The organism is Pseudomonas sp. GL-B-26, from assembly GCF_019947405.1.
In the GTDB taxonomy this organism is placed as follows: Bacteria; Pseudomonadota; Gammaproteobacteria; order Pseudomonadales; family Pseudomonadaceae; genus Aquipseudomonas.
Window position 1 is genome coordinate 26256 of record NZ_JAGYGJ010000011.1, and the last position, 23893, is coordinate 50148.

25 protein-coding genes are annotated in these 23893 nt (G+C 60.6%); 13 read left to right on the forward strand and 12 right to left on the reverse strand.

Annotated elements, in window-relative coordinates; genetic code table 11:
* Position 1 precedes the first annotated feature (1 nt).
* From KGB23_RS09540 to fabI, 3 genes are read left to right on the forward strand one after another with little or no spacing between them, the layout of a single operon-like run.
* Positions 2 to 1021 carry an ABC transporter permease gene (locus KGB23_RS09540; protein ID WP_223430831.1) on the forward strand — a complete coding sequence of 340 codons (1020 nt, stop codon included), beginning with the start codon at positions 2 to 4 and terminating at the stop codon, positions 1019 to 1021.
* A 1-nt stretch (position 1022) separates the two neighbouring features.
* Positions 1023 to 2633, forward strand: a complete 1611-nt coding sequence (locus KGB23_RS09545; protein ID WP_223430832.1) for an ABC transporter ATP-binding protein — start codon at positions 1023 to 1025, stop codon at positions 2631 to 2633.
* 21 nt (positions 2634 to 2654) lie between these two features.
* Positions 2655 to 3449, forward strand: coding sequence for an enoyl-ACP reductase FabI (gene fabI, locus KGB23_RS09550; protein WP_008152082.1), 795 nt, complete (start codon positions 2655 to 2657; stop codon positions 3447 to 3449).
* Positions 3450 to 3630: 181 nt separating this feature from the next.
* Here the strand turns inward: fabI and KGB23_RS09560 are convergent, their stop codons facing one another.
* Positions 3631 to 4497, reverse strand: coding sequence for a LysR family transcriptional regulator (locus KGB23_RS09560; RefSeq protein ID WP_223430833.1), 867 nt, complete (start codon positions 4495 to 4497; stop codon positions 3631 to 3633).
* A 111-nt stretch (positions 4498 to 4608) separates the two neighbouring features.
* Here KGB23_RS09560 and KGB23_RS09565 point away from each other — a divergent pair, with 111 nt between their 5' ends.
* Entirely contained in the window at positions 4609 to 5034 is a 426-nt protein-coding gene (locus KGB23_RS09565; RefSeq protein WP_140679075.1) for a VOC family protein, read from the forward strand.
* Here KGB23_RS09565 and KGB23_RS09570 read toward each other — a convergent pair.
* The 4 genes from KGB23_RS09570 to KGB23_RS09585 all read right to left on the reverse strand — a co-directional run bounded on the left by KGB23_RS09570 (position 5003) and on the right by KGB23_RS09585 (position 8906).
* Entirely contained in the window at positions 5003 to 5602 is a 600-nt protein-coding gene (locus KGB23_RS09570) for a GGDEF domain-containing protein (RefSeq protein ID WP_223430834.1), read from the reverse strand. The two genes, KGB23_RS09565 and KGB23_RS09570, sit on opposite strands and share 32 nt — an antisense overlap.
* Positions 5603 to 5676: 74 nt before the next feature.
* Positions 5677 to 6255 carry a hypothetical protein gene (locus KGB23_RS09575; RefSeq protein WP_223430835.1) on the reverse strand — a complete coding sequence of 193 codons (579 nt, stop codon included), beginning with the start codon at positions 6253 to 6255 and terminating at the stop codon, positions 5677 to 5679.
* A gap of 1 nt (position 6256) precedes the next feature.
* Complete coding sequence (locus KGB23_RS09580) at positions 6257 to 8425, reverse strand: xanthine dehydrogenase family protein molybdopterin-binding subunit (protein WP_223430836.1); 2169 nt, start codon at positions 8423 to 8425, stop codon at positions 6257 to 6259.
* Positions 8426 to 8450: 25 nt separating this feature from the next.
* Complete coding sequence (locus KGB23_RS09585; protein ID WP_223430837.1) at positions 8451 to 8906, reverse strand: (2Fe-2S)-binding protein; 456 nt, start codon at positions 8904 to 8906, stop codon at positions 8451 to 8453.
* Between the two features lie 470 nt (positions 8907 to 9376).
* Here KGB23_RS09585 and KGB23_RS09590 point away from each other — a divergent pair, with 470 nt between their 5' ends.
* Positions 9377 to 9880: a VOC family protein gene (locus tag KGB23_RS09590; protein WP_223430838.1), complete on the forward strand. Its 504-nt coding sequence runs from the start codon at positions 9377 to 9379 to the stop codon at positions 9878 to 9880.
* Positions 9881 to 9915: 35 nt separating this feature from the next.
* Positions 9916 to 10749, forward strand: coding sequence for a helix-turn-helix transcriptional regulator (locus KGB23_RS09595; RefSeq protein WP_223430839.1), 834 nt, complete (start codon positions 9916 to 9918; stop codon positions 10747 to 10749).
* A gap of 158 nt (positions 10750 to 10907) precedes the next feature.
* Here the strand turns inward: KGB23_RS09595 and KGB23_RS09600 are convergent, their stop codons facing one another.
* Positions 10908 to 11495: a LysE family translocator gene (locus tag KGB23_RS09600; protein ID WP_223430840.1), complete on the reverse strand. Its 588-nt coding sequence runs from the start codon at positions 11493 to 11495 to the stop codon at positions 10908 to 10910.
* Positions 11496 to 11665: 170 nt separating this feature from the next.
* Here KGB23_RS09600 and KGB23_RS09605 point away from each other — a divergent pair, with 170 nt between their 5' ends.
* The 5 genes from KGB23_RS09605 (at position 11666) to KGB23_RS09625 (ending at position 16032) form a co-directional block, all read left to right on the forward strand.
* Positions 11666 to 12286, forward strand: coding sequence for a LysE family translocator (locus KGB23_RS09605; protein WP_223430841.1), 621 nt, complete (start codon positions 11666 to 11668; stop codon positions 12284 to 12286).
* 73 nt (positions 12287 to 12359) lie between these two features.
* Positions 12360 to 13400, forward strand: coding sequence for a DMT family transporter (locus KGB23_RS09610; protein ID WP_223430843.1), 1041 nt, complete (start codon positions 12360 to 12362; stop codon positions 13398 to 13400).
* 80 nt (positions 13401 to 13480) lie between these two features.
* Positions 13481 to 14563, forward strand: a complete 1083-nt coding sequence (locus KGB23_RS09615; protein ID WP_223430844.1) for a bifunctional transcriptional activator/DNA repair enzyme AdaA — start codon at positions 13481 to 13483, stop codon at positions 14561 to 14563.
* Between the two features lie 43 nt (positions 14564 to 14606).
* Positions 14607 to 15410 carry an isocitrate lyase/phosphoenolpyruvate mutase family protein gene (locus tag KGB23_RS09620; protein ID WP_223430846.1) on the forward strand — a complete coding sequence of 268 codons (804 nt, stop codon included), beginning with the start codon at positions 14607 to 14609 and terminating at the stop codon, positions 15408 to 15410.
* Between the two features lie 4 nt (positions 15411 to 15414).
* Positions 15415 to 16032: a DNA-3-methyladenine glycosylase family protein gene (locus tag KGB23_RS09625; RefSeq protein WP_223430848.1), complete on the forward strand. Its 618-nt coding sequence runs from the start codon at positions 15415 to 15417 to the stop codon at positions 16030 to 16032.
* 132 nt (positions 16033 to 16164) lie between these two features.
* Here KGB23_RS09625 and KGB23_RS09630 read toward each other — a convergent pair whose 3' ends face one another.
* From KGB23_RS09630 to KGB23_RS09640, 3 genes are all read right to left on the reverse strand, one after another.
* Positions 16165 to 17262: an extracellular solute-binding protein gene (locus tag KGB23_RS09630; RefSeq protein ID WP_223430849.1), complete on the reverse strand. Its 1098-nt coding sequence runs from the start codon at positions 17260 to 17262 to the stop codon at positions 16165 to 16167.
* Between the two features lie 2 nt (positions 17263 to 17264).
* Positions 17265 to 18389 (reverse strand): agmatine deiminase, encoded by a 1125-nt coding sequence (aguA, locus tag KGB23_RS09635; protein WP_223430851.1) that lies wholly within the window; start codon positions 18387 to 18389, stop codon positions 17265 to 17267.
* Positions 18390 to 18489: 100 nt separating this feature from the next.
* Positions 18490 to 19374 (reverse strand): LysR substrate-binding domain-containing protein, encoded by an 885-nt coding sequence (locus KGB23_RS09640; protein ID WP_033054579.1) that lies wholly within the window; start codon positions 19372 to 19374, stop codon positions 18490 to 18492.
* Between the two features lie 165 nt (positions 19375 to 19539).
* On the opposite strand from KGB23_RS09640, the gene KGB23_RS09645 reads away from it, so the two are divergent.
* Positions 19540 to 20028: a GFA family protein gene (locus KGB23_RS09645; protein WP_223430853.1), complete on the forward strand. Its 489-nt coding sequence runs from the start codon at positions 19540 to 19542 to the stop codon at positions 20026 to 20028.
* A gap of 100 nt (positions 20029 to 20128) precedes the next feature.
* Positions 20129 to 20917 (forward strand): MipA/OmpV family protein, encoded by a 789-nt coding sequence (locus tag KGB23_RS09650; RefSeq protein WP_223430855.1) that lies wholly within the window; start codon positions 20129 to 20131, stop codon positions 20915 to 20917.
* A 143-nt stretch (positions 20918 to 21060) separates the two neighbouring features.
* Here KGB23_RS09650 and KGB23_RS09655 read toward each other — a convergent pair whose 3' ends face one another.
* From KGB23_RS09655 to KGB23_RS09665, 3 genes are all read right to left on the reverse strand, one after another.
* Positions 21061 to 22347 (reverse strand): ATP-binding protein, encoded by a 1287-nt coding sequence (locus KGB23_RS09655; RefSeq protein WP_223430856.1) that lies wholly within the window; start codon positions 22345 to 22347, stop codon positions 21061 to 21063.
* Positions 22348 to 23055: a winged helix-turn-helix domain-containing protein gene (locus KGB23_RS09660; protein ID WP_223430952.1), complete on the reverse strand. Its 708-nt coding sequence runs from the start codon at positions 23053 to 23055 to the stop codon at positions 22348 to 22350. It lies immediately after the preceding gene.
* A 155-nt stretch (positions 23056 to 23210) separates the two neighbouring features.
* The gene (locus KGB23_RS09665) at positions 23211 to 23819 is read right to left on the reverse strand and encodes a tRNA-(ms[2]io[6]A)-hydroxylase (protein ID WP_095128217.1); all 609 of its coding nucleotides are present in this window, start codon (positions 23817 to 23819) and stop codon (positions 23211 to 23213) included.
* Between the last annotated feature and the right edge of the window lie 74 nt (positions 23820 to 23893).

A 23893-nucleotide genomic window follows, 5' to 3' on the forward strand; every position in this document is an offset into this window, starting at 1 on the left:
GATGAACCTGTCCCCTCTCAATCGCCGACGTTTCGAACTGTTCAAGGCCAACAAGCGTGGCTGGTGGTCGCTGTGGCTGTTTCTACTGCTGTTTGGGCTGAGCCTCGGCGCCGAGCTGATCGCCAACGACAAGCCGCTGGTGGTGCACTACGACAACGGCTGGTACTTTCCGGCGCTCAAGCGTTACCCGGAAACCACCTTCGGCGGCGAATTCCCGCTGGAAGCCAACTACAAGAGCCCGTACATCCGCGAATTGCTCAAGGCCAAAGACGCCTGGGTGCTCTGGGCGCCAATCCCCTACAGTTACCAGAGCATCAACTACGACCTGAAAGTCCCGGCCCCGGCGCCGCCCTCCATCGACAACCTGCTGGGCACTGACGATCAGGGTCGCGACGTGTTGGCCCGGGTGATTTATGGCTTCCGGATTTCGGTGCTGTTTGCCCTGACCCTGACCATTCTCAGCTCGATCATCGGCGTGATTGCCGGGGCCTTGCAGGGTTTTTACGGCGGCTGGGTGGATTTGGCCGGACAGCGCTTTCTGGAGATCTGGTCCGGGCTGCCGGTGCTGTATCTACTGATCATTCTCGCCAGTTTCGTCCAGCCGAATTTTTGGTGGCTGCTGGGGATCATGTTGCTGTTCTCGTGGATGAGCCTGGTGGACGTGGTCCGTGCCGAGTTCCTGCGTGGGCGCAACCTGGAATATGTACGCGCCGCGCGGGCGTTGGGGATGCAAAACGGAGCGATCATGTTCCGCCACATCCTGCCCAACGCCATGGTCTCGACCATGACCTTCATGCCGTTCATCCTGACCGGCGCCATCGGCACCTTGACCGCCCTGGATTTCCTCGGCTTCGGTTTGCCGCCGGGCGCGCCGTCGCTGGGTGAACTGGTGGCCCAGGGCAAATCCAACCTGCAAGCGCCGTGGCTCGGTATGAGCGCGTTTGCCGTGCTGGCGTTGATGTTGAGTTTGCTGGTGTTCATCGGCGAGTCCGCTCGCGATGCCTTCGACCCGAGGAAGTGAAATGAATCAGGACAATCTGATCGAAGTGCGCGACCTCGCCGTCGAATTTGTCGTCGGCGAGCGCGTTCAGCGGGTGGTCGAAGGCGTGAGCTTCGATATCAAGCGCGGGGAAACCCTGGCGCTGGTGGGTGAAAGTGGCTCCGGCAAATCGGTGACCGCCCACTCGATCCTGCGGCTGCTGCCCTACCCGCTCGCCCGGCATCCGTCCGGGACCATCGAGTACTCCGGGCAAAACCTGCTGAGCCTGAAAGAGAAAACCATCCGCCACATCCGCGGCAACCGGATCGCGATGATCTTCCAGGAGCCGATGACCTCGCTCAATCCGCTGCACTCGATCGAGAAGCAGATCAACGAGGTGTTGAGCACCCACAAAGGCCTGATCGGCAAAGTCGCGACCAAGCGCACCCTGGAGCTGCTGGAAATGGTCGGTATCCCGGAGCCCGAGAAACGCCTCAAGGCCCTGCCCCACGAATTGTCTGGCGGCCAGCGGCAGCGGGTGATGATTGCCATGGCCCTGGCCAACGAGCCGGAACTGCTGATCGCCGACGAACCGACCACCGCGCTGGACGTAACCGTCCAGCTGAAAATCCTCGAATTGCTCAAGGAATTACAGGCCCGATTGGGCATGGCGCTGCTACTGATCAGTCACGATTTGAACCTTGTGCGAAGAATTGCGCATCGCGTATGTGTCATGCAGCGCGGTTGCATCGTCGAACAGGCATCGTGCGAAGAGTTGTTCCGCGCACCGCAGCATCCGTACACTCGGGAACTGCTGGCAGCGGAGCCCAGCGGCAAGCCGGCGACCAATGTAATCGGCCCGCCGTTGCTGCAGGTCGAGGACCTGAAAGTCTGGTTCCCGATCAAGAAAGGCTTTCTGAAAAAGACCGTCGACCACATCAAAGCGGTGGACGGAATCAATTTCAGCCTGCCTCAGGGCCAGACCCTGGGGATTGTGGGAGAAAGCGGTTCGGGCAAGTCGACACTGGGTTTGGCGATTTTGCGGCTGATCGGCAGCAAAGGCGCCATCCGTTTTGAAGGCAAGCAGCTAGACTGCCTGACGCAGCAACAGGTTCGACCGTTGCGACGGCAGATGCAGGTGGTGTTTCAGGACCCGTTCGGCAGCCTGAGCCCACGGATGTGCGTGAGCCAGATCGTCGGCGAAGGCCTGCGGATCCACAAGATGGGCACCGAGGCGGAACAGGAGCTGGCGATTATTGCGGCACTCAAGGAGGTAGGTCTGGATCCGGAAACCCGGCACCGCTACCCCCACGAATTTTCCGGTGGGCAACGGCAGAGAATCGCCATTGCCCGAGCATTAGTGCTAAAACCGGCGTTGATTCTGCTGGACGAGCCGACATCGGCCCTCGACCGGACAGTGCAACGCCAAGTGGTGGAGCTTTTGCGTTCACTGCAAACCAAGTACAACTTGACGTATCTGTTTATCAGCCATGACCTGGCTGTCGTCAAAGCGCTGAGCCACCAGCTGATGGTGGTCAAGCAAGGCCAAGTGGTCGAACAGGGAGACGCGCAAAGTATTTTTGCGGCCCCCAAACATCCGTATACACAGCAGTTGCTGGAAGCCGCTTTCCTGGCCCCAGCCACTGCGCAATAACCTGAAAGAGAGGAGCAACACATGGGTTTTCTCGCCGGTAAGCGCGTACTGATCGTCGGTGTCGCCAGCAAGCTGTCCATCGCATCCGGCATCGCTGCCGCCATGCATCGCGAGGGCGCTGAGCTTGCCTTCACTTATCAGAACGACAAACTCAAGGGCCGTGTCGAAGAGTTCGCACAAAGCTGGGGTTCCAACCCTGACCTGTGCTTCCCGTGCGACGTGGCCAGCGATGAAGAAATCGCCAAGGTTTTCGTTGAGCTGGGCAAGAAGTGGGACGGCCTGGATTGTATCGTGCACTCCGTCGGCTTCGCCCCGGGCGACCAACTGGATGGCGACTTCACCGAAGCCACCACCCGTGAAGGTTTCCGCATCGCTCACGACATCAGCGCCTACAGCTTCGTGGCCCTGGCCAAAGCCGGCCGCGAAATGATGAAAGGCCGCAATGGCAGCCTGCTGACCCTGTCGTACCTGGGCGCCGAGCGCACCATGCCGAACTACAACGTGATGGGCATGGCCAAGGCTTCCCTGGAAGCTGGCGTTCGTTACCTGGCCGGCTCCCTGGGCCCGGACGGCACCCGCGTCAACTGCGTATCGGCTGGCCCGATCCGCACCCTCGCCGCTTCCGGCATCAAGAACTTCCGCAAGATGCTGGCCGCCAACGAAGCGCAAACCCCGCTGCGTCGTAACGTCACCATCGACGAAGTCGGCAACGCCGGCGCCTTCCTGTGCTCGGACCTGGCGTCCGGCATCAGTGGCGAAATCATGTACGTGGACGGTGGCTTCAACACCACGGCCATGGGCAGCCTCGAAGAGTAATTTTCGGCTAGCCAACTAAAAACCCGCCTCTTGAGGCGGGTTTTTTTATGCCTGCGATTTGAGGCCTGATGCAATCCCCTGTGGGAGCGGGCTTGCTCGCGAATGCGATTGATCATTCAACATTGATGTTGTCTGACGCGACGCCTTCGCGAGCAAGCCCGCTCCCACAGGGGATTTGTGATTAACCATCGACTTGTGTCAGACAGCTGGAAAATAGCTGCTGGATCGGCTGTGTGCGCTGACTATAGCGCTGCAACAGGACGATCTCCCGGTAGAACGTCAACTCCCCCAACGGGATGATCCGAACCTTCGCCCCATGCTCAAGCCAGAGCCCCGCCTCGGGAAGCAGCGACACTCCCAACCCGCATTCAACCATCTTCACGATGGCTTCCAGCTCATCCAGTTCCAAAGCCACCTGCACATCAATCTGTTGCTCACGCAAAAACCGCGTCACCAATCTTCCGCCAAACGAATTGCGGTCGTAGCGCACGTGCGGATGGCTCGCGAGGATCTGCAACGGCTCATCGCCTTCAAGGTCCGCTGGCACGATCAATACAAACGGTTCCTTGCGGATGACCTGCGCTGACAGTTCTTTGGGCAACTCGAACGGCGGCTTGATCAGGATCGCCAGATCCACCTCACCGGTGTCCACCTGGCTCAACAGGTTCAGCGACACGCCCGGCACCAGCTTCGGCTCGAGCAACGGCGCCTGTTGTCTCAGTCGCAGCAATGCCTGGGGCAGCAGGCCGGTCTGGGCCGTGGCCACCGCGCCTATTTTCAACTCGCCGCGATATTCGCTGACATCATCGCTGACCGCCATGCGGCTGAAGGTCTCCAGCATTTCCCTGGCCATCGGCAACGCCCGCTGGCCTGCCGCATTGAGCAGCGCCTGACGCCCGGTGCGGTCGAACAAACGAATGCCCAGGGCCTGTTCCAGATTACGAATCTGCGAGCTGACGGCCGACTGGGTCAGGCCGATGTGCATCCCGGCCGCGGCAAAAGTACCGTAGCGCGTCACGGCAATGAAGGTTTTCAGTTCCCGCAGCATGGCGTTCTCGATTGATCGAAATAATTTGAGCTCGACGCAAAAATTATCGTCTTTTAATCAAAAAGCACAGGGCTAAACTCAATCTGAATCCAGACAGCCGAGGCACATCCAATGCAACTCTCTCCTTTTCACTTGGCCATCCCGGTCTACGACCTGACTGCCGCGCGCAATTTTTATGGCCAAGTGTTCGGCCTGGAAGAAGGTCGCTCAAGCGATCATTGGGTCGATTTCAATTTTTTCGGCCATCAGCTGGTCATTCACCTGGCGCCAAAAAACGCCTCTCAAGAAGCCGCGCACACCAATGCTGTCGACGGTCATGACGTGCCGGTGCCGCATTTTGGCGTGGTGTTGGGGATGAACGAATGGGAGGCTCTGGCCGAGCGGTTGAAAGCCCTCGACACCCGATTCGTGATCGAACCGGGCATTCGCTTTCAGGGCTTGGTCGGTGAGCAAGCAACGATGTTTCTCTTCGATCCCTGCGGTAACGCGCTTGAGTTCAAGGCATTCAAGGATGTGGCTCAGTTGTTTGCCAAGTGAACGCATCGGCCTGTGCCATCAGCTCCTCGATCGAGCCGGGAAGCTGAGGGTTGCACTCGAGCTGTCCGATGCTGAAGTGGATGTCATAACCGCGATGCACCATGGCATTGCGCTCTTCGAGTATTTCTTCAAGTCGCGCCCTGATCGCGGGAATCTCCACAACGCTTGAGCCAGTCAGCAACGCGACGAATTTGTCGCTGCCCAACCGGCCGATCACATCGCTCTCGCGAAAGGCTATTCGCAGCACATCAGCAAAGGTTTTCAGGGCTTTGTCGCCCTCGGCACGACCATAGAGATAATTGATGTGTTTGAAGTCATCAATATTGAAAAGCAGCAGCGTCGCTGGCTTTTTCAGCTGGTGGCAGACATCCAGCCCTTGTTGGGCCAGCGCTGTAAAACCGTGTGTGTTGGAGAGCAGCGTCAACTCGTCCATGCTCGCCATCTGCACGCCCATCAACTCCTCCTCGGCCTTGCGGGCCAGGTCACGCAGCAGCTCGCGCTCCTGCAGTGGCGTGCGCAACGGGTCGGCGCATGCGCCTGGTTTTACCGGTTTGCCTGGGATCAGCATTACTCACTCCATTGGCGGGTATATTTCTTAGAGTCGTCCATACCCGGTTTGACTCCCTGTTAACGGACCGCCGGTCAACTGCCCACGACCGGACATGGCCCTCCCGCGTCTGCCCAGCGTTTGAACTGGGTGACGAAAATATCGTGCGGCACCGGGACCGGCGCCCTTCCCTGACCTGGGTTCCAGCCCCAAAGCACCAGTTTGTCGTCGCTGACATGCTTGATCAGCGCGGCGAAATCGCGGTCGCCATTGCTGGAACGATCCTTGATCATTGCGCACAACTGGTCGGCCGGCAGACCGATCCAGGCCATTTTGTGCGCGGCGGGCGGCAGGCTCCAGTGCGGCGCCCCCGGCGGTGCGTGAGTGCCGTAACTGGCCGGTGGATTACGCTCGGCGTGGCAGGTAGCGCAAGGCAAACCCGCCGCGCCCTTGCCGTCCATGCCCCGCACGACATTCATTGCGTGAGGAATTCCGGCGTCGAACTGCAACGGCGAATCGCCGGGGATATGGCAGTTCTGGCAGCGCGGGCTCTGGAAGACCTTTTGCACAGTATCGAACGCCTTGATCGCTTCCTTATCGTCAGCGAACAGGTCCTCGGCGTAGCCGATCAGGCCGATCAACACCACCGCGCCAAGAATCAAATGTCGTTTCATCTCACACCCCCGACAGTTGCAGCGGCAGTTCCCGCAAGCGCTGGCCGGTCAGGGCGAACACCGCGTTGGCCACTGCCGGCGCCGTGGGCGGCACACCGGCCTCGCCGATGCCGCCGGGTTTGTCGCTGCTGGGCACGATATGCACTTCCACCACCGGCATTTCGTTGAGCCGCAGCACTTGATAGTCATGGTAATTGGACTGCACCACCTGCCCGTTCTTGAAGGTCAGTTTGCTGTGCAAGGTAAACCCGAGGCCGAAGGTGATGGCCGATTCCATTTGCGCCGCGATGCTCATCGGGTTGACCGCAATGCCGCAATCCACCGCGCACACCACACGATGCACGCGGATTGCCAGGTTGTCCTGAGACACTTCGGCCACCTGGGCAACATAACTGCCGAAAGACTCATGCACCGCAACGCCCAACGCATGGCCGTCCGGCAGTGGCGCCTTCCAGTTGGCTTTCTCGACGGCCAGGTTCAGCACGCCAAGATGCCGTGGATGGTCCTTGAGCAAGGTTCGTCGGTACTCGACCGGATCCTTGCCGGCCGCCTCTGCCAGTTCGTCGATCAGCGACTCCATCACGAACGCGGTGTGGGTGTGCCCCACCGAACGCAGCCAGAGCACGCGGATGCCGGTTTGCGGCGAATGCAGATCAACCTGGTGATTCGCCAACCCCTCAAGGTAAGGACTGTCGGCGACCCCTTCGACAGACGTCTTGTCGATGCCATTATTGACCATGGTCGCCTCGAATGACGTGCCCGCCATGATCGACTGCCCGACCATGACATGCTTCCAGGCAATCGGCAGGCCGCCTGCATCGAGGCCAATGCGGGCCTGATGGAGGAACGCCGAGCGGTAGTACCCGCCGCGAATGTCGTCCTCCCGGGACCAGACGGTTTTCACCGGTGCGCCCGCTGCCTTGGCGACTTCCACGGCTTCTGCGACAAAGTCCGAGGTCGGATTGGCGCGGCGGCCGAAACCACCGCCGAGAAACTCGGTATGAATCTCCACCTGTTCAGGTTTGAGCCCGGTGATTTTACCGGCGACCATTTGATCCAGCGTCTGGAACTGGGTGCCGGTCCAGATTTCGCATTTGTCCTGGGTGATTTTCACTGTGCAGTTGAGCGGTTCCATCGGCGCGTGAGCCAGGTACGGCACGCTGTACTCGACATCGATGGTCTTCGCCGCTTTCCCCAGACCCGCCGCGACATCACCGGACTGACTGGCCGAGGCGCCAGGGGTGGCGGCGAGTTTGCGGAAGCTTTCCAGCAGCTTCTGACTGTCGAGCCCGGTGTTCGGCCCCAGGTCCCAATCGACCTTCAGTGCATCGCGCCCCAGCTTCGCCGCCCAGTAATGGTCGGCAATCACCGCCACCCCGGTGGGCACCTGCACCACTTTGTGCACGCCCGGAATCGCCAGCGCTTCGGCGCCTTCGAAGGATTTGACGCTGCCACCGAACACCGGCGAACGCGCGACCATGGCGGTCATCAGGCCGTCGAACTGCACGTCCATGCCGAACTTGGCGCGGCCGGTGATTTTCTCCGGTGTGTCCAGGCGCTTGGTCGGTTTGCCGATGATTTTCCAGTCCTTGGACTCCTTGAGCTTGATCGACGCCGGATCCGGTACCGGCAGCTTGCCGGCGTCATCGGCCAGTTCGCCGTAGGTGGCGCGTTGGTCGCCGGCAATCACTACACCCGATTCGGTGCGAATCCCGGAGGGCGCGACGTTGAAGCGTTTAGCCGCCGCGTCGATCAACATCAATCGCGCCGCTGCACCGGCCTGCCGGTAACGGTCGAATTCCATCCAGGTCGAGGTCGAACCACCGGTAATTTGCATCCCGCCAAACCCGGCCAGGCCATACTCGGCGGCCGAAGCGGGTGCATGTTCGACACGGATCTTCGACCAGTCGGCGTCCAGTTCTTCGGCGATCAACATGGTCAGGCCGGTCCAGATGCCCTGGCCCATCTCCGAATGGCCGAGCAGCATGGTGACGCTATTGTCATTGCCGATCCGCAAAAACGCATTGGGCGCGAAAACATTGCCTTGATTCTCGGCACCCATGGCAAAGCGATGACCACCGGGGATGACAAACGCCACCACCAGACCACCGCCCAGCACCGCGCTGCCCTTGAGGAAACCGCGGCGTGACAGAGGATTGAGGCTGTTCATTGTTCAGACTCCCGTCAACGTGGCATCAGCCGATCTCGGCGGCGCGTTTGACCGCTGCACGGATCCGTGGGTAGGTGCCGCAGCGGCAGATGTTGCCGGACAGCGCCTGGTCGATGTCGCTGTCGGTGGGCTTGGGAATTTTCGCCAGCAACGCAGCGGCCGACATGATCTGCCCGGACTGGCAGTAACCGCACTGCACCACATCGAGTTCGGCCCAGGCTTGCTGCACCGGGTGCGAACCGTCGGTAAACAGGCCTTCGATGGTGAGGATTTTTTGCCCGTGGGCCACCGCTGTGGCGGGCGTGATGCAGGAACGCAGCGGCGCGCCATCGACGTGCACGGTACAGGCGCCGCACTGGGCGATGCCGCAACCGAATTTGGTGCCGGTCAGGTGCGCGACATCGCGCAGGACCCACAGCAGCGGCATGTCTGCGGGGACATCCAGCGCCTGGTCCTTGCCATTGATGTTGAGGGTCAGCATTGCGAATGTCCTCAGACTCACGGTGTTCTGAAGGGGCGTCGCTGTGGCGATTCAGAACCTACGCGCGCCTCGGGTTATCCCTTCAGCTAAGCGCAAATTACCGGGCGAGACAGGTTCATCGACCACCGGTCACACGATAAAGACTGAAGTAACCCGCCCTGTGTAGCAGCTGTCGAGCCCGCGAGGCTGCGTCCGGCGACGAAGTCGTCGTAAAACCTGCGAACGCAGTTTTCCTGGCACACCGCAGCGCCTGACTTCACGACGACTTCGTCGCCGAACGCAGCCTCGCGGGCTCGGTAGCTGCTATGTATGGACTCGCCCCCACTTTCAACCTGCTTCTGAACACTGCTACCCGGTCAAGTTGTCGACAAAGGAAACTCTTTCAACTTGTCGATCTACGGTACGGCCAGACGACCGGAGGCTGACTACGCTGAAAGTCCAGCCTGAGTAATCCGTAGAGGAGCTACACCATGCACCGCGTTCAAAAACTCACGCCCTGCCTGTGGTTCGACAATCAGGCCGAGGAGGCCGCGAAGTTCTACTGTGCGATCTTCGATCATTCGAAAATCAGCGCCACCACCCACTACGGCAAGGCCGGTCAGGAGATTCACGGCAGGCCCGATGGCTCGGTGATGACGGTCAGTTTCGAACTGGACGGGCAGAGTTTTACCGGCCTCAACGGCGGTCCCATTTTCAAGTTCAATGAAGCGGTTTCGTTTCAGGTCAATTGCCATACTCAGGAAGAAGTCGACCACTTCTGGGGGCGCCTGTCCGCGGGCGGGCCCGTTGAGGCCCAGCAATGCGGCTGGCTCAAGGACAAATTCGGCGTGTCCTGGCAGATCGTACCGGTGGCCCTGATGGACATGATGAAAGACCCCGACACGGCAAAATCCCAACGCGCCATGACGGCGATGTTGCAGATGAAAAAACTCGACATCGCAGCGCTGCAACGAGCCTTTGCCGGCGAGAGCTAATACACTGCGACGCTGACCTGCCGAGGACGCTGACCATGAAGCCCGCCGTTGCCAAAGACGCTGACAAAGCCCCGCGCTTCTGGCGCGACGACGCCCTGCCCTTCATCGAAGCCCGTTCCATCGCCGACGGCCGCGAGGTCTGCTACACCCGGCATTCCCATGAGCACTTTTCCATCGGTGCGATCACGGCCGGGCGCAGTACCTACCTCCACGAGCAATCGCAATTTCAGGTCAGTGCCGGCACCGTGGTGCTGATGAATCCTGGTGATGTCCACGCCTGCAATCCCATCGATGACCAACCGTGGTCGTACCTGATGCTGTACGTCGAGACACCCTGGCTGACCGATTTGCAGCACCAGCTCGGCTTCAGCCAGGACTTGGCGTTTCGCCGATTTTCCATCACCCACACTCCCAACAGCGAGCTGTTTGCCGGCCTGAAGGGTTTGTACGACGTGCTGGTCGATGCGCAGCAAGACGTGTTGCGTAAGCAAAGCGCAGCCGTGGAGTTTTTCACCGACGTGCAGCAGCGGCTCAATCCGATCGATCAACCGCTGCGAGAACCCAATTTCAAACTGGAACGGGCGGCCGATTACATCCGCGACAACTGCACGCACCTGCTCAAGCTCGAAGACATTTGCGAGGCGGCTCAGCTATCGCCGTCCTACCTGATTCGTGCGTTCAAGCAGCATTACGGCATGACGCCCCACGCCTTTCTGGTCAACCGGCGCATCCAGTTCGCCCGCGATCAACTGCGCAACGGCAAGCTGAGCGCCGATGTCGCGCTCGAAGCAGGGTTTGCCGATCAGGCGCATTTTCAGCGTGCGTTCAAACAACATCTGGCGGCGACACCGGGGCAGTATCGCGGCTAACTCCAACGACGCGATCCCTGTGGCGAGGGGGCTTGCCCCCGTTGGGTCGCGAAGCGGCCCTGATTCTTTTCAGTTACACCGCATCCAAAGGAATTACGACTGCTGCGCAGCCGAGCGGGAGCAAGCTCCCTCGCCACAGGGATCCGCATTGACTGTGCTTAAGGTATCAACAGGTACACCGCGCTCGCCGCCAGCAGCAACGCCATGCTCCGATTGAACAGGCGCATGCCCGCCGGGTTACTCAGATAGCCGCGCAAAAACGTCCCTGCATAGGCCCAGCAGCCGACGGACAGGTAGCAAATCACCAAATACACCGCGGCAAACTGCCAGACAAGCCGCGCCTCGCCATCCGCCACAAAAGCGCCCATGCCGGCCACGCAAGCCAGCCAGGCTTTCGGGTTGAGCCACTGCATGACGGCGCCGTACACCAACGAGGGCGCACGGCCTGACTCCTTCGCATCCAGATGCCCATTGTCGGCGGCCAACTTGAAGGCCATGTACAACAGGAACGCCACACCCGCCCATTGCACCACCTGCGTCAGTGCTGGCCATCGCTGCAACACCTCATGCAGCCCTAATCCCATCAACACCAACAACACAACGAAACCCAGCGTCGCCCCGGCTACATGCCGTTGACTGGCGCGAAAACCAAACTGCGCGCCGGAACTCAGCGCCACGATGTTCACTGGCCCCGGGGTTATCGAGGCCACCAGTGCAAACGCCGCCATCGAGATAATCAGACTCATCACAGACCTTCTTCAATTCAGTTGAACGAGGCCTCAAGGTAAAGAGCGACCTGATGGCTGTATTGAACAAAACACCCCTCAGCTGTACCGCGACCGACGTCCACCACTGTATGGGTCAAGCCACCCCAGGCCTGTGATAAAAATACCGCTCCTGCTTTTGGAGCCCCGTCATGGACCTCGCCACCCTCACCCTGTTTCTACCGGCCTGCTTTGCCTTGAACATGGCGCCCGGGCCGAACAACCTGTTGTCGGTCAGCAACTCGACCCGCTACGGCTATCGCATCGCCTGTGTCGCCGGGATCGGTCGGCTGCTCGCGTTCGCCGGCATGATCGCCCTCGCGTCGGCGGGGCTGGCGGTGGTGCTGCAAACGTCGGAGTTGTTGTTCTACGCGATCAAGATTCTGGGAGCGGCGTATCTGCTCTACCTCGCCTGGCAATTGTGGCGCGCGGATCCCGGGGCGGAAAACGTGGTGGCGGGCGCGCCGGTGGGGATGCTGGCGTTAGCGCGGCAAGAGTTCCTGGTGGCGGCCGGCAATCCGAAAGCGATCCTGATCTTCACCGCGTTCCTGCCCCAGTTCGTCGACTCGACCCAAGCCGTATCGCCGCAATTCGCCGTGTTGGGCGCGTTGTTCCTGGTGCTGGAATGGATCGCCATCGGCGCCTACGCCTACATGGGCCTGCACATGCGCCGCTGGTTCGCCGAACCCCGGGGCAAGCGGCTATTCAATCGTTGCTGCGCGGGATTGTTGTCAGCGGCGGCTTCGGTGTTGCTGATGGCGCGGCGGGCCTGAGGTTATGTATTGACTGGACGCAACGCAGGTTCAAACTGCGTTTCATCCCGTCTCAATACCCAACGAGCCTTGAATGAACCTGAACGTTGTCTACGCCCTTGGCGCTGCCGCTCTTTTTGGCGCGAGTACGCCATTGGCCAAGTTGCTGGGCCTGAACCTTTCGCCGATCCTTTTGGCCGGGTTGTTGTACCTGGGAAGCGGTCTGGGCCTGACGCTCGTCAGGCTGTTGCGCGACCGAGGCTGGCAGCCCAGCGGTCTGAAATCGCCGGAGTGGCCATGGCTGATCGGTGCCATCGCTTTTGGCGGCGTACTCGGGCCAGTGGCGCTGATGTTCGGTTTGACCCTCACCTCCGGCGCCACGGCCTCGCTGATGCTCAACCTCGAATCGGTATTGACCGCCGTGCTGGCCTGGGTGGTCTTCAAGGAAAACGCTGACCGGCGCATCGTCGCCGGAATGCTGGCAATCGTCGCCGGTGGCTTGCTGCTGGCCTGGCCCCAGAACCCGGCGCAGTCACAGGGCTGGATCGGACCATTGGCGATAGCGCTGGCCTGCGTCTGCTGGGCGATCGATAACAACCTGACGCGCAAGGTATCGGCCTCGGATGCGCTGTTTATTGCCGGCATCAAGGGGTTGGTCGCCGGGGCGGTGAACTGTTCTCTGGCGCTGTTGCTCGGCGCAAAACTGCCGCACATGATGGTGCTGGGGCCTACGTTGATCGTCGGTTTCCTGGGGTATGGCATCAGCCTGGTGTTGTTCGTTCTGGCGCTTCGAGGCCTGGGCACTGCGCGTACCGGCGCCTACTTTTCCACGGCACCTTTCCTCGGCGCGGCGATTGCCATCCTGCTGCTGAATGAACCCGTCACGCTGACGTTTTGGGCCGCTTCGCTGTTGATGGGCCTTGGGGTATGGATTCACCTCAAGGAACGTCATGCCCATGAGCATCAACATGAGGCGCTCAAGCATGCTCATCGCCACGTGCATGACGAGCATCATCAACATGAGCATTCGTTCCAGTGGGACGGGACCGAACCCCACAGTCACGAACATGAACACACGCCACTGCGCCATAGCCATCCACATTTTCCGGACATCCATCACCGACATAGGCATTAGGCAGTCCTCATGACGAATGACTGGAATTCTCTGTCGATTTTCCGGTGGAGGCGTTGGGCGACGCGCCTTATGCTCACCTCATGAACCTACAAAACGCTTTGCTTCCGCCTCACGCCGAGATGGTTCGCGCCATGCTCGAACGAGACACCGCCTACGAGGGGGTGTTCTTTACCGCGGTCAAAACCACCGGCATCTTCTGTCGCCCCAGTTGCACGGCGCGCAAGCCGAAGCCGGAGAACGTCGAGTTCTTCGCCCATGCCGATGAGTGCATGTCCGCGGGCTACCGCGCCTGTTTGCGCTGCAAACCACTGGACGCGGCGGCCATCGCGCCGGACTGGGTGCAGCGGCTGCTCAAATCGGTAGACGCCGACCCCGACCAGCGCTGGACCGATGCCCAGCTGCTGGCCGAGGGCATCGAGCCGCTGAAACTGCGCCGCTGGTTCAAGCAGCATTTCGGCATGACCTTTCACGCCTGGCTGCGCACCCGACGCCTCGGCATGGCGTTAGGCGGGATCAAACAGGGCGATTCCATCGACAACGCCGCATTCGACTCGGGCTACGAGTCCCTGAGCGGATTTCGCGATGCGTTTCAAAAGTCCTTCAACATCACGCCCGGCCGCGCCGCCAACAGCGAGCCGCTGCTGTTCACTCGCCTGACCACACCGTTGGGGCCGATGATCGCCATGGCCGAACGACGCGGGCTGGTGCTGCTGGAGTTTCTTGATCGGCCAGCGCTGACCAGGGAAGTCGAAGAATTGCAGAATCGATACGGCTATGCGGTCGCGCCAGGACATAACGCGCATTTGCAGCAGATTGAAGCCGAGCTGACGCAGTATTTCGCCGGCAAACTCACTGACTTCAGCGTTCCACTACACTTGCCTGGCAGCGATTTCGCCCGACAGGTCTGGGCCGAACTGGCGAAGATCCCGTACGGCCAGACCAGCACCTACGGCGCCATCGCCGCGCTATTGGGCAAACCCGGCGCCAGTCGCGCCGTGGGCCTGGCCAACGGGCATAACCGTCTCTCGATTGTCGTGCCCTGTCACCGGGTGATCGGCGCCGACGGCTCGCTGACCGGCTATGGTGGAGGACAACCGCGCAAGGCGTTCTTGCTCAGGCTGGAAAAAGCCGCGGTGCAGATCACCCAACAACTCGCATTCTGATTACTTTCCGGCTCTCTCAATCAGTCATAAGGAAGGACATTCGATGGACAACCTATTTCACCAGTTGCACCACGACGGCTTGCTGATCCTCACCAACGTCGCCGATGCCGCCGGGGCGCGCATCGTGGAACAGCTGGGCTGTAAAGCCGTCGCTACCAGCAGCGCGGCAGTCGCCTGGGCTCACGGTTATCCGGATGGCAACGCCCTGCCCCTTGAGCGTCTGATATCAACGGTCGAGTCCATCACCCGGGTGATCTCGGTGCCGTTGACCGTGGACATCGAGGCCGGTTATTCCGATGACCTGACGCGGGTGGCCGACCTCATCGATGCGGTGATTGCCGCCGGGGCCGTCGGGATCAATATCGAGGACGGTGCATCCCCGCCCGAGCTGCTGGTGCGCAAGATCGAAATCGCTCGGCAGGTTGCCAGTCGCCGAAATGTGAAGCTGTTCATCAACGCCCGCACCGATGTGTACCTCAAGAGCCTGGTGCCCGCCGAAGATCGCGTGGCAGAGACGCTCAGGCGCGCCGCGTTGTATCAGGCGGCCGGTGCCGATGGTCTGTTCGCGGCTGGCGTCACGGCTGAGTACGAAATCGCTGCGCTGTGCCAGGGCACTCCGTTGCCGTTGAACGTCCTCGGGCTCCCCGGTTTGCCATCGCCTGAAGAGCTGAAAGCGCTCGGCGTACGCCGTTTGAGCGCGGGTTCTCGCATCGCCGAGTTTCTGTATGGCGCCATGAGCGCACTGGCCAAGAGCTTTCTGGAAACAGGAACACTCGACAGCCGTGATCTGAAGGCCTTCACCTATGGCGAAGTGAACGCCCTGCTGGCGCCGTCCGGGAAAGCTTGACCCCATGCCCGAAGCCTATCTGCCGGCCACCGAGTTTCTATCGTCCATCGATGAGGACTGGCGTCGTCATATCGCCGCCATCGGCCCTTGCCTGCATCAGCCCCATGCGGCTCGCGATCCTTATGAGTCGCTGGTGCGGGCGATTGCCTACCAGCAACTGCATGCGAAGGCCGGGGATGCGATTGTCGGTCGGCTGTTGGCATTGTTTGGATCGGGCGCATTCCCGAGGCCTGAACAGATTCTGGCGACAGGCTTTGATCAAATGCGCGGTTGCGGGTTTTCCGCTGGCAAGATCGCGACCATTCAGGGCATTGCCCAAGCGACGCTGGACGGTGTGGTGCCGGATTACGCCACGGCACTGGCCATGGAGGATGAGGCGCTGATCGAGCGGTTGATTACGCTGCGCGGGGTTGGGCGCTGGACGGTCGAGATGTTGCTGATCTACAGCCTGGAACGGCCGGATATCTTGCCGGCCGATGATTTCGGGGTGCGTGAGGGGTATCGGCGGATGAAGGGGTTGGAGGTTCAGCCGACGCGCAAGCAGATGGTGGAGATTGGATTGGCGTGGAGTCCGTATCGGACGGTGGCTTCCTGGTATTTGTGGCGGATGACAGGCAAGTAGACCGCGTTATCGTTCTTCGCGAGCAAGCCCGCTCCCACATTTAACCGAGCTCTACCGGATGAATGCGGTCTAATGTGGGAGCGGGCTTGCTCGCGAAGGCGACTTCACATTCACCCCATCACTCAAAGCCGATCACAACCCCGACTTCAACCGACTGAACGCCCGAATCAACGCCCGGTTAAACGCCTTGCCATTGTCATTCTTGCTATACAACGAAGCCCTCACCTCGGCCGACGGATACGTCCCCGGGTCATTGCGAATCGCCGGATCAATCATCCCGTCCGCCGCTGTAATCGCGTTGGCGTAGTGGATGGTGTCAGTGATCGGCGCGATCACCTCCGGCGTCATCAGATAATCCATCAACGCCAGTCCCGCCTGAGGATGAGGCGCATCCTTGGGAATGACCATCGCGTCGAACCAGATCAACGTGCCCTCCTTCGGTATCCGATAACTCAGCGTAAACGGCTTGTTCGCAGCCTCAGCCTGCCCGGCAGCAATGGCCACGTTGCCGTTCCACGACATCGCGACGCAGGTGTTGCCATTGGCGAGGTCGCTGATGTTCAGGTCATTATCGAAGTAGCGGATGTAGGGCCGGATCTTCGCCAGTTGCTGCTCGGCCCGCTTCAAGTCATCGAGGTTCTGACGGTTGATGTCCAGGCCCATGTACTTCATGACCGCGGCGAACACTTCGTTGGGATCATTGAGCAAACTGACCCCGCAATCGGCAAATTTCGACACCACCGCCGGGTCGAACAGCATCGCCCAACTGTCCCGTGGTGCGTCGGGCAGGCGCTGCTTGATTGCCTCCTCCTGATAGCCGACGCCGGTGGTGCCCCAGGCGTAGATGCCGGCGTAGCGATTGCCCGGATCGAACACCGCCATGTGCTGGCGGAACTCGTCACCCACGCCGGAAAAATGCGGCAGCTGTTGCGGGTTCAGGGTTTGAATCGCCCCGCTCTGGATCGCCCGGGACAAATGCTGGCCGGCGGTCAGCACCAGGTCATAGCCGCTACGGCCGGTGAGCAGTTTGGTCTCGACGGTTTCCAGGGAGTCGAAGTGGTCGGCCACCACGTGGATGCCGGTTTTCTTCTCGAAATTGGTCAGGGTGTCCGGGGCCAGGTACTCGCCCCAGATGTACAGATTGACCACCGGCTTGGCGGTGTCGGCGGCCTGCACACACAGGGGTGCAAGCACCAGCAATAACGCTTGAATCAGTTTGTGCAGGCCCATTTTCAAACTCCCTTTTTGTTGCAGGCATTGCCTGCGTACTGCGGCATGGTGATGCACGCGACGTTACCGCCGCCGAGGAGGATTTCCCGGGATTTTTCGATACCGACGATTTTGTGTTGCGGGAACAGCTCGGCGAGGGTCGCCTGTGCGACCTGATCATGGCGATCACCAAACAAAGGCACCACGATCGAGGTGTTGCCGGCGTAGTAGTTGATATACGACGCGCAGATTTTGGTCCCGGCCTGACGGGTATGCGTGCTGTCTTGCTGATCCAGGCCTTCGGCTTCCTCGGCGGTCCATTCCAGCACGTCCGGTTGCGGCAGTTTGTGCACTTTCAGCTCGCGGCCACGGCTGTCGCGGGTGCTGCGCAGAATGTCGTAGGCCTCCTGGTAGATTTCCCATTGCGGGTCATCGCGATTGTCGGTCCATTGCAGCACCACTTCACCGGGGCGCACGAAGCACGCGAGATCATCGACATGGCCGTCGGTTTCGTCGAACTTGCAGCCCCGTGGCAGCCAGATGATCTGCTCGGCGCCGAGGTAATCGGTCAGTCGCCGGGTGACTTCTTCCTTGCCCAAATGCTGGTTGCGATTGCGGTTGAGCAGGCATTGCTCGGTGGTGAGAATGCTGCCCTGGCCGTCGCTCTGGATACCGCCCAGTTCGGCAATCAGCGGTGCGCGGTAGCGGTCGAACCGTTCGATTTCGAGGATTTTGCTGGCGATTTGATCGTCCTTGTCCCACGGGTAGTACAAGCCGCCGTCGAGGCCGCCGTATGCGTTGAACTCAAAGTCCACGCCGCGCACCTCACCGCTGTCGTCGTTGACCACAAAGCACGGGCCGCTGTCGCGGAACCAGGTGTCGTTGCAGGTCATTTCCACCACCCGCACTTGCGGCGGCAATTGGCGGCGGGCGGTGGCGAACTGCGCGGCGGAGGCGCACACGGTGACCGGTTCGCTGCGGGAGATGGCGGTGACGATCTGCACCCAGACTTTCTGCGCAGGCTTGGCGCCATTGCGCCAGACGTCGGTGCGCTCCGGCCAGCCGAGCCAGCAACCGGACTTGGTTTCGAACTCGCCGGGTAAACGGAAACCATCGAGTTTGGGGGTGGAGTCGAGCAAACGTGCCATGGTCAAACCTCATCAGCGGGGATTGGAATGACCACAGGCTACGGTCGCCAGCGCCCTCCTCGCCAACGATGAATATTTCGGAATACTTGAATTAAATTCATCAATCGATCAGCTGATCGTTGAACCATTCCAGCATCTGCGCCACTGCCGGGCGCTCCAATCTCACCCGTTCGCACACCAGCGCATATTGACCGAGTGCAGTCATGCTTGAAGTGAACGGCCGGACCAGACGACCGCTGAGCAAATCCTCCTGCGCGGTCAAGTTGTCGCCCATGGCCACACCCTGGCCTTGAGCCGCCGCTTCCAGCGCCAAACCGGCGTGGGCGAAATACAGCTGCCGTTCGGGGCGCTGATCGCCGGCATGGCTGGTGAGCCAGGCGGTCCAGGTCTTGCCGTCCTGATCGTCGTGCAACAGGCAATGACGCGCCAGATCCTTCGGGGTTTTCAACGTACCCTGATTGAACAGGCCAGGGCTGCACACCGGGAAGAACTGCAACGCCGGCAACGGCCTGACGAAGTACGCGCTGCTGTCCACCGGGCCGGTGCCGTAAGTGATTGCCAGGTCGATGTCTTCGCCCGGCGCCGTGGCGTCGATCGGTTGTTCGTAGAGGTGCAAGGTGATGTGCGGATAACGCGCGTAAAAATCCGTCAGGCGACTCATCAACCACTTTTGTGCCAGCTCGGCAGTGACTGCCAGGCGCAACACCGCCAGCGATGACGGGTCACGCAGCTCATCGCAGGCATCGCCGATCAGCTCGAAGGCCTGCTGCAGGCTTTGCATCAGGCGCCCGGCGGCCATCGTCGGGCGAATTTGCCGGCCTTCACGGATGAACAACGTCACGCCCAATTGCTCTTCGAGCTGGCGAATCTGATGGCTGACCGCGCTGTCAGTGACGCACAACTCCGCCGCCGCCCGACCGAAATGGGCGTGACGGGCGGCGCATTCGAAGGTTCTGAGTGCTGCTAAAGAAGGCAGTCGTCGCATGATCAAGGCCCCGATTTAGAGGCGTCCATGCTGCCCCGGCTGTGGGTGGGCGTCCAGTGGGGCCGCGTTATCGTTCTTCGCGAGCAAGTCGAATCGTCGCACCGGTCGAGGGGCGCTGAAGGTCTAGGCTGTCTTGGGTAGTTTCCAGACCTGTCGGAGGTTCCCATGCAGCTCGAAGGTTCCTGCCATTGCGGCGCAGTGTCGTTCAGTTTGACCAGCGCCCACCCCTACCCGTATCAACGTTGCTACTGCTCGATCTGCCGCAAGACTCAGGGCGGTGGCGGTTATGCGATTAACCTCGGCGGCGATGCCGACAGCCTGAAGGTGCGCGGTCGCAAGCACGTCGCGATTTATCACGCACGACTCAAGGACGAAGGCGATAAACGCGCCCACAGCAGCACCGCCGAGCGGCATTTCTGTTCTGTCTGTGGCTCGGGATTGTGGCTGTTCAGCCCCGAATGGCCGGCGCTGATTCACCCGTTTGCCTCTGCCATCGACACCCCGCTGCCGGTGCCACCGGAGCACACGCATTTGATGCTCGGTTCCAAGGCGCCGTGGGTGGAAGTCGAGGCGCATCCTGGGGATCAGCAGTTCGACGTCTATCCCGAAGAATCCATCGCCGAGTGGCATAAGCGCTTGGGTTTGAGCCGCTAAGCCGGTTCACAGTCTTTGACAGTTTCCCGACAAAGCTGTCAAAGATTGCTGGCCGGCAGCCGCCTAGCATGGGCGCATCCAAATTCTCTCGGGTGCTCCCATGTTTCGCTCGCTATCTCTGTCGTTGACTTCGCTTTGCCTGCTTATTCCCACTGACTCTTTGCGTGCTGAAGACTGGCGCTACACTTTGCGGGCCGGTGCAGCCAGCGTGCCCCGTTACAGCGGCAGTGACGAACGCGCGGCGCCGCCGCTGCTGGGCGGTGAAATCGTCAGCCCTTACGGATTCTTTCTGGACACAGAAAAGGGGCTGGGCTGGGCGTTTGACGAGGACGACTTCGGCCTCAGCGTGTACATCGGCGCCAGTGATGTGCGCAGGGATCGCAAGACCGGGTTCAAAGGTTCGGATGAGCTGAACGGCATGGGCTCGATCAAGTCGCGCCCGGCGCTGGGGCTCGATGGGACTTACCACATGGGGCCGATTATTCTCGGTGCGAGTTTTGAGCATGCCTTGGAAAAGGACGATGACGATGATGACACCGGCTCGGCGTGGAACCGGTTGAAACTGAGCATCAGCGCACCGTTTTATGAAGGTGACCATGGCAAGGTCGTGGGCAGCCTCAATAGCCAGTTTGGTGACAGCAATTACGTGCGCACCTGGTACGGCGTCAGCGATGCCCAAGCGTCGCGCAGTCGGTTCAGGGCTTATGACACGCATGGCGGGCTGGTGAGTCGCGGGGCGGATTTGACTTGGTCGTTGCCGATCAATGATGCATGGAGTGTCAGCACGGTGCTGGCGATGCAATATCTGGCGAATGATGCGGCGGACAGCCCGATTGTTGAGCGGCGGATGCAGACGTCGTTGGCTTCGCAGGTGGTTTACACCTTTTGATCGGGTGGTGATGCTGATGGCCCCTTCGCGAGCAGGTCGAATCGTCGCACCGTCGCTCCCACAGGGGAATGCATTCCAAAATGTGGGAGCGAACCGGCTCCGGGCGGCGTTCCGACGAAGGGGCGAGTAAGAACAATACAAACTTAATCCTGATGCGCCCAGGTCATGCGAAACGACGCCCCGCCCCACGGCGAGTCCATAACTTCCACTTGCCCGCCATGGGATTGCGACACCCGCCGCACCAGCGCCAGGCCCAAGCCGAAGCCGCCGGTGCGGCGGTCGCGGCTGGCGTCCAGGCGCGAGAACGGTTCGAAGATTTTCTCCCGCCCGTCCATCGGCACGCCGGGCCCGTCGTCGTTGACCCGCACTTCGTAGTGATCACCGGTGCGCACCAACGACACTTCCACCCGATCATCGGCATAGCGAATGGCATTGCGCAGCAGGTTGATCACCGCCCGGGCCATGAAGCGAGGTTCGATGCGGACCTCATCGACCTGACACTCGACAATCAGCAATTGCACGCCGGCGGCTTCGGCTTCCAGCGCGACGCTGCCCACCACGCTGTCGAGCCAACTGCTGGCCTGAATGTTTTCCCGAGTGATCACCGTGGCGCCGCGCTCGAGGCTGGCATAGGTGAGCAGTTCGGACACCATCTCTTCCAGCTCGCCGAGGTCAGCGTACATGTCGGCAATCAGTTCACGGTTCTGGGCCGGATTGGGCTGTTGCTTGAGCTGATCGAGCTCGAACGACAGCCGGGCAATCGGCGTGCGCAGCTCATGGGACACGGCGTTGGTCAGCTCGCGCTGATTGGCGATCAGGCCTTCGATGCGCGCGGCCATCAGGTTGAAGTGTTCGGCCAGGTCACGGATGTTCGAGCGTTTGGACAGCAGGATCCGCGACGACAGGTCGTTATCACCAAAACGCTCGGCCGCCAGGCGCAACTTTTCCAGATCGCGCCAGTGCGGCCGTACCCAGAAAAACAGCACGATGCCGATCAGCCCGGCCAGCATCAGGTACGCGGCGGAGATGTAGAACGACATCAGGCTCGGCTCGGCCGGCAGCTTGATACTCAGCAGTTGAGAACCGCCGTCGATCGACGAAATGAACTGGGTGTACTCATCCCTGATTACCAGTTTCCCTTCAGCCAACAGGGCTTTTTCACGATTATCGAGGGCCAACTGATCGGCTTCTGGCAGGCTCAGCCCCAAGCCGTAATGCGGGCGCAACGCTTCCAGTTGTTGCGCACGCGCGGGGCCTTCGAGCCCGCGTAATTGCTCTACCAGCGACCAGGCCTGCCCTCGCACCGCTTCCCGGTTATAGGCCTGCATCTGCCCATCGAGAAGCGCGTTGAAGGTGTGCTCAACCGTCTGCAATGCCAGCACCAGCCCCACTGCCAGCACCAGGTACAACCCTAAAAATAACCGCAGCATCTACAGCTCCCACGCAAACGGATTGAACAGGTAACCCTTGCCCCAGACGGTCTTGATGCACACCGGTTCTCGAGGGTTGTCCTTGAGCTTGCCCCGTAGTTTGCTGATGTAGACGTCAACGCTGCGGTTAAGACCGTCGAACGCGATGCCACGCATGCGGTTGAGAATATCGTCACGGGACAGCGTCTTGCCGGCGGCGCTGGCCAGCAACCACAGCAGTTCGAACTCCATGGTGGTGAGTTCGATGCCCTCACCCGCCAGCCGCACTTCCCGGCAACTGCGGTCGATGCTCAGATGGCCGAATTCCAGAGCGGTGCACACGCCGCTGTCCGGCGTCTGGCGACGTTGCAAGGCACGCAACCGGGCCAGCAGAACTGGCGGTTTGATCGGTTTGATCACGTAGTCATCGGCGCCGGACTCCAGCCCGAGGATGTGATCAAGGTCGTCTTCCTTGGCGGTAAGAATGACGATCGGCGTGTCGGACACGCTGCGAATCTCGCGGCACACGTGCAGACCACTCTGGCCCGGCAGCATCAGGTCGAGCACGACGACTTTCGGTTTGAACTCGAGGAACGCGGCCAATGCGAGGTCGCCGCGGTGCACCTGCCACACCTCAAAACCGTGTTGGGACAGGAAATGCGCGATCAGCCCAGAGAGCTTTTCGTCGTCTTCCACCAGCAGTACTTTGCCAAAACCCAGGTTATCCATAACGACCGTCTGCCAGCCCTTGCGTGAAGTGGCCGGCATTATGGCGCCAATCGGTGACCGGACGGTTATCACAGGCAGCAAAAACCGGCCTCGGGGGCCGGTTTTCGGAGATGTTTCATTCTTTTAAGAGTTTTTTACATTTTCGGTCGAAAACGTCAGGCCGCGGCTGGCACACCACTGTGGAAACGGAACTCCACGTCTGGCGACTCGATCAGTTCCTGCTCGGCGGCGCGGACCTTGTCGATCACCTGGGCGATGTCCTTGGCGTCACCGTACTGGTAGGCCAGTTTCAGGTAACCCTGGAAATGTCGGGCCTCACTTTTCAGCAGGCCGAAGTAGAACTTGCCCAGCTCTTCGTCCAGATGCGGCACCAGCGCCTCGAAACGCTCGCAGCTGCGGGCTTCGATAAAGGCGCCGACCACCAGGGTGTCCACCAGTTTGACCGGCTCGTGACTACGCACGACTTTGCGCAGGCCCGAGGCGTAGCGTCCGGCGGACAGCTGACGCAGCGCGATCTTGCGCTTTTTCATCAGGCGCATGACCTGTTCGTGGTGCACCAGCTCTTCCCGGGCCAGACGCGACATCAGGTTGATCAGATCGACGTGGGAGTGATACTTGGCGATCAGGCTCAACGCGGTACTGGCGGCCTTGAATTCGCAGTTCTTGTGATCGATCAGCAAGGTTTCCTGATCGGCCAGCGCGGCTTGAACCCAGCCATCGGGGGTGCGGCAGCCGAGGAACTCGTGAATTTCGGGAAGGATCATGGGGCTCACGGATAAGAGGTTCAAAATCGAAGGGCGCCGATTATACCGGCCTGCCGGCAGACCACCAGTCGCGA

Coding starts and splice junctions, on each gene's coding strand:
- KGB23_RS09590 (WP_223430838.1), top strand. CDS start 9,377: ATGCACCGCGTTCAAAAACTCACGCCCTGCCTGTGGTTCGACAATCAG.
- aguA (WP_223430851.1), bottom strand. CDS start 18,389: ATGGCACGTTTGCTCGACTCCACCCCCAAACTCGATGGTTTCCGTTTA.
- KGB23_RS09665 (WP_095128217.1), bottom strand. CDS start 23,819: ATGATCCTTCCCGAAATTCACGAGTTCCTCGGCTGCCGCACCCCCGAT.
- KGB23_RS09560 (WP_223430833.1), bottom strand. CDS start 4,497: ATGCTGCGGGAACTGAAAACCTTCATTGCCGTGACGCGCTACGGTACT.
- KGB23_RS09580 (WP_223430836.1), bottom strand. CDS start 8,425: ATGAACAGCCTCAATCCTCTGTCACGCCGCGGTTTCCTCAAGGGCAGC.
- KGB23_RS09625 (WP_223430848.1), top strand. CDS start 15,415: ATGCCCGAAGCCTATCTGCCGGCCACCGAGTTTCTATCGTCCATCGAT.
- KGB23_RS09570 (WP_223430834.1), bottom strand. CDS start 5,602: ATGCTGATCCCAGGCAAACCGGTAAAACCAGGCGCATGCGCCGACCCG.
- KGB23_RS09620 (WP_223430846.1), top strand. CDS start 14,607: ATGGACAACCTATTTCACCAGTTGCACCACGACGGCTTGCTGATCCTC.
- KGB23_RS09600 (WP_223430840.1), bottom strand. CDS start 11,495: ATGAGTCTGATTATCTCGATGGCGGCGTTTGCACTGGTGGCCTCGATA.
- KGB23_RS09540 (WP_223430831.1), top strand. CDS start 2: ATGAACCTGTCCCCTCTCAATCGCCGACGTTTCGAACTGTTCAAGGCC.
- KGB23_RS09605 (WP_223430841.1), top strand. CDS start 11,666: ATGGACCTCGCCACCCTCACCCTGTTTCTACCGGCCTGCTTTGCCTTG.
- KGB23_RS09610 (WP_223430843.1), top strand. CDS start 12,360: ATGAACCTGAACGTTGTCTACGCCCTTGGCGCTGCCGCTCTTTTTGGC.
- KGB23_RS09575 (WP_223430835.1), bottom strand. CDS start 6,255: ATGAAACGACATTTGATTCTTGGCGCGGTGGTGTTGATCGGCCTGATC.
- KGB23_RS09645 (WP_223430853.1), top strand. CDS start 19,540: ATGCAGCTCGAAGGTTCCTGCCATTGCGGCGCAGTGTCGTTCAGTTTG.
- KGB23_RS09655 (WP_223430856.1), bottom strand. CDS start 22,347: ATGCTGCGGTTATTTTTAGGGTTGTACCTGGTGCTGGCAGTGGGGCTG.
- KGB23_RS09595 (WP_223430839.1), top strand. CDS start 9,916: ATGAAGCCCGCCGTTGCCAAAGACGCTGACAAAGCCCCGCGCTTCTGG.
- KGB23_RS09615 (WP_223430844.1), top strand. CDS start 13,481: ATGAACCTACAAAACGCTTTGCTTCCGCCTCACGCCGAGATGGTTCGC.
- KGB23_RS09640 (WP_033054579.1), bottom strand. CDS start 19,374: ATGCGACGACTGCCTTCTTTAGCAGCACTCAGAACCTTCGAATGCGCC.
- KGB23_RS09650 (WP_223430855.1), top strand. CDS start 20,129: ATGTTTCGCTCGCTATCTCTGTCGTTGACTTCGCTTTGCCTGCTTATT.
- KGB23_RS09585 (WP_223430837.1), bottom strand. CDS start 8,906: ATGCTGACCCTCAACATCAATGGCAAGGACCAGGCGCTGGATGTCCCC.
- KGB23_RS09565 (WP_140679075.1), top strand. CDS start 4,609: ATGCAACTCTCTCCTTTTCACTTGGCCATCCCGGTCTACGACCTGACT.
- KGB23_RS09630 (WP_223430849.1), bottom strand. CDS start 17,262: ATGGGCCTGCACAAACTGATTCAAGCGTTATTGCTGGTGCTTGCACCC.
- KGB23_RS09660 (WP_223430952.1), bottom strand. CDS start 23,055: ATGGATAACCTGGGTTTTGGCAAAGTACTGCTGGTGGAAGACGACGAA.
- KGB23_RS09545 (WP_223430832.1), top strand. CDS start 1,023: ATGAATCAGGACAATCTGATCGAAGTGCGCGACCTCGCCGTCGAATTT.
- fabI (WP_008152082.1), top strand. CDS start 2,655: ATGGGTTTTCTCGCCGGTAAGCGCGTACTGATCGTCGGTGTCGCCAGC.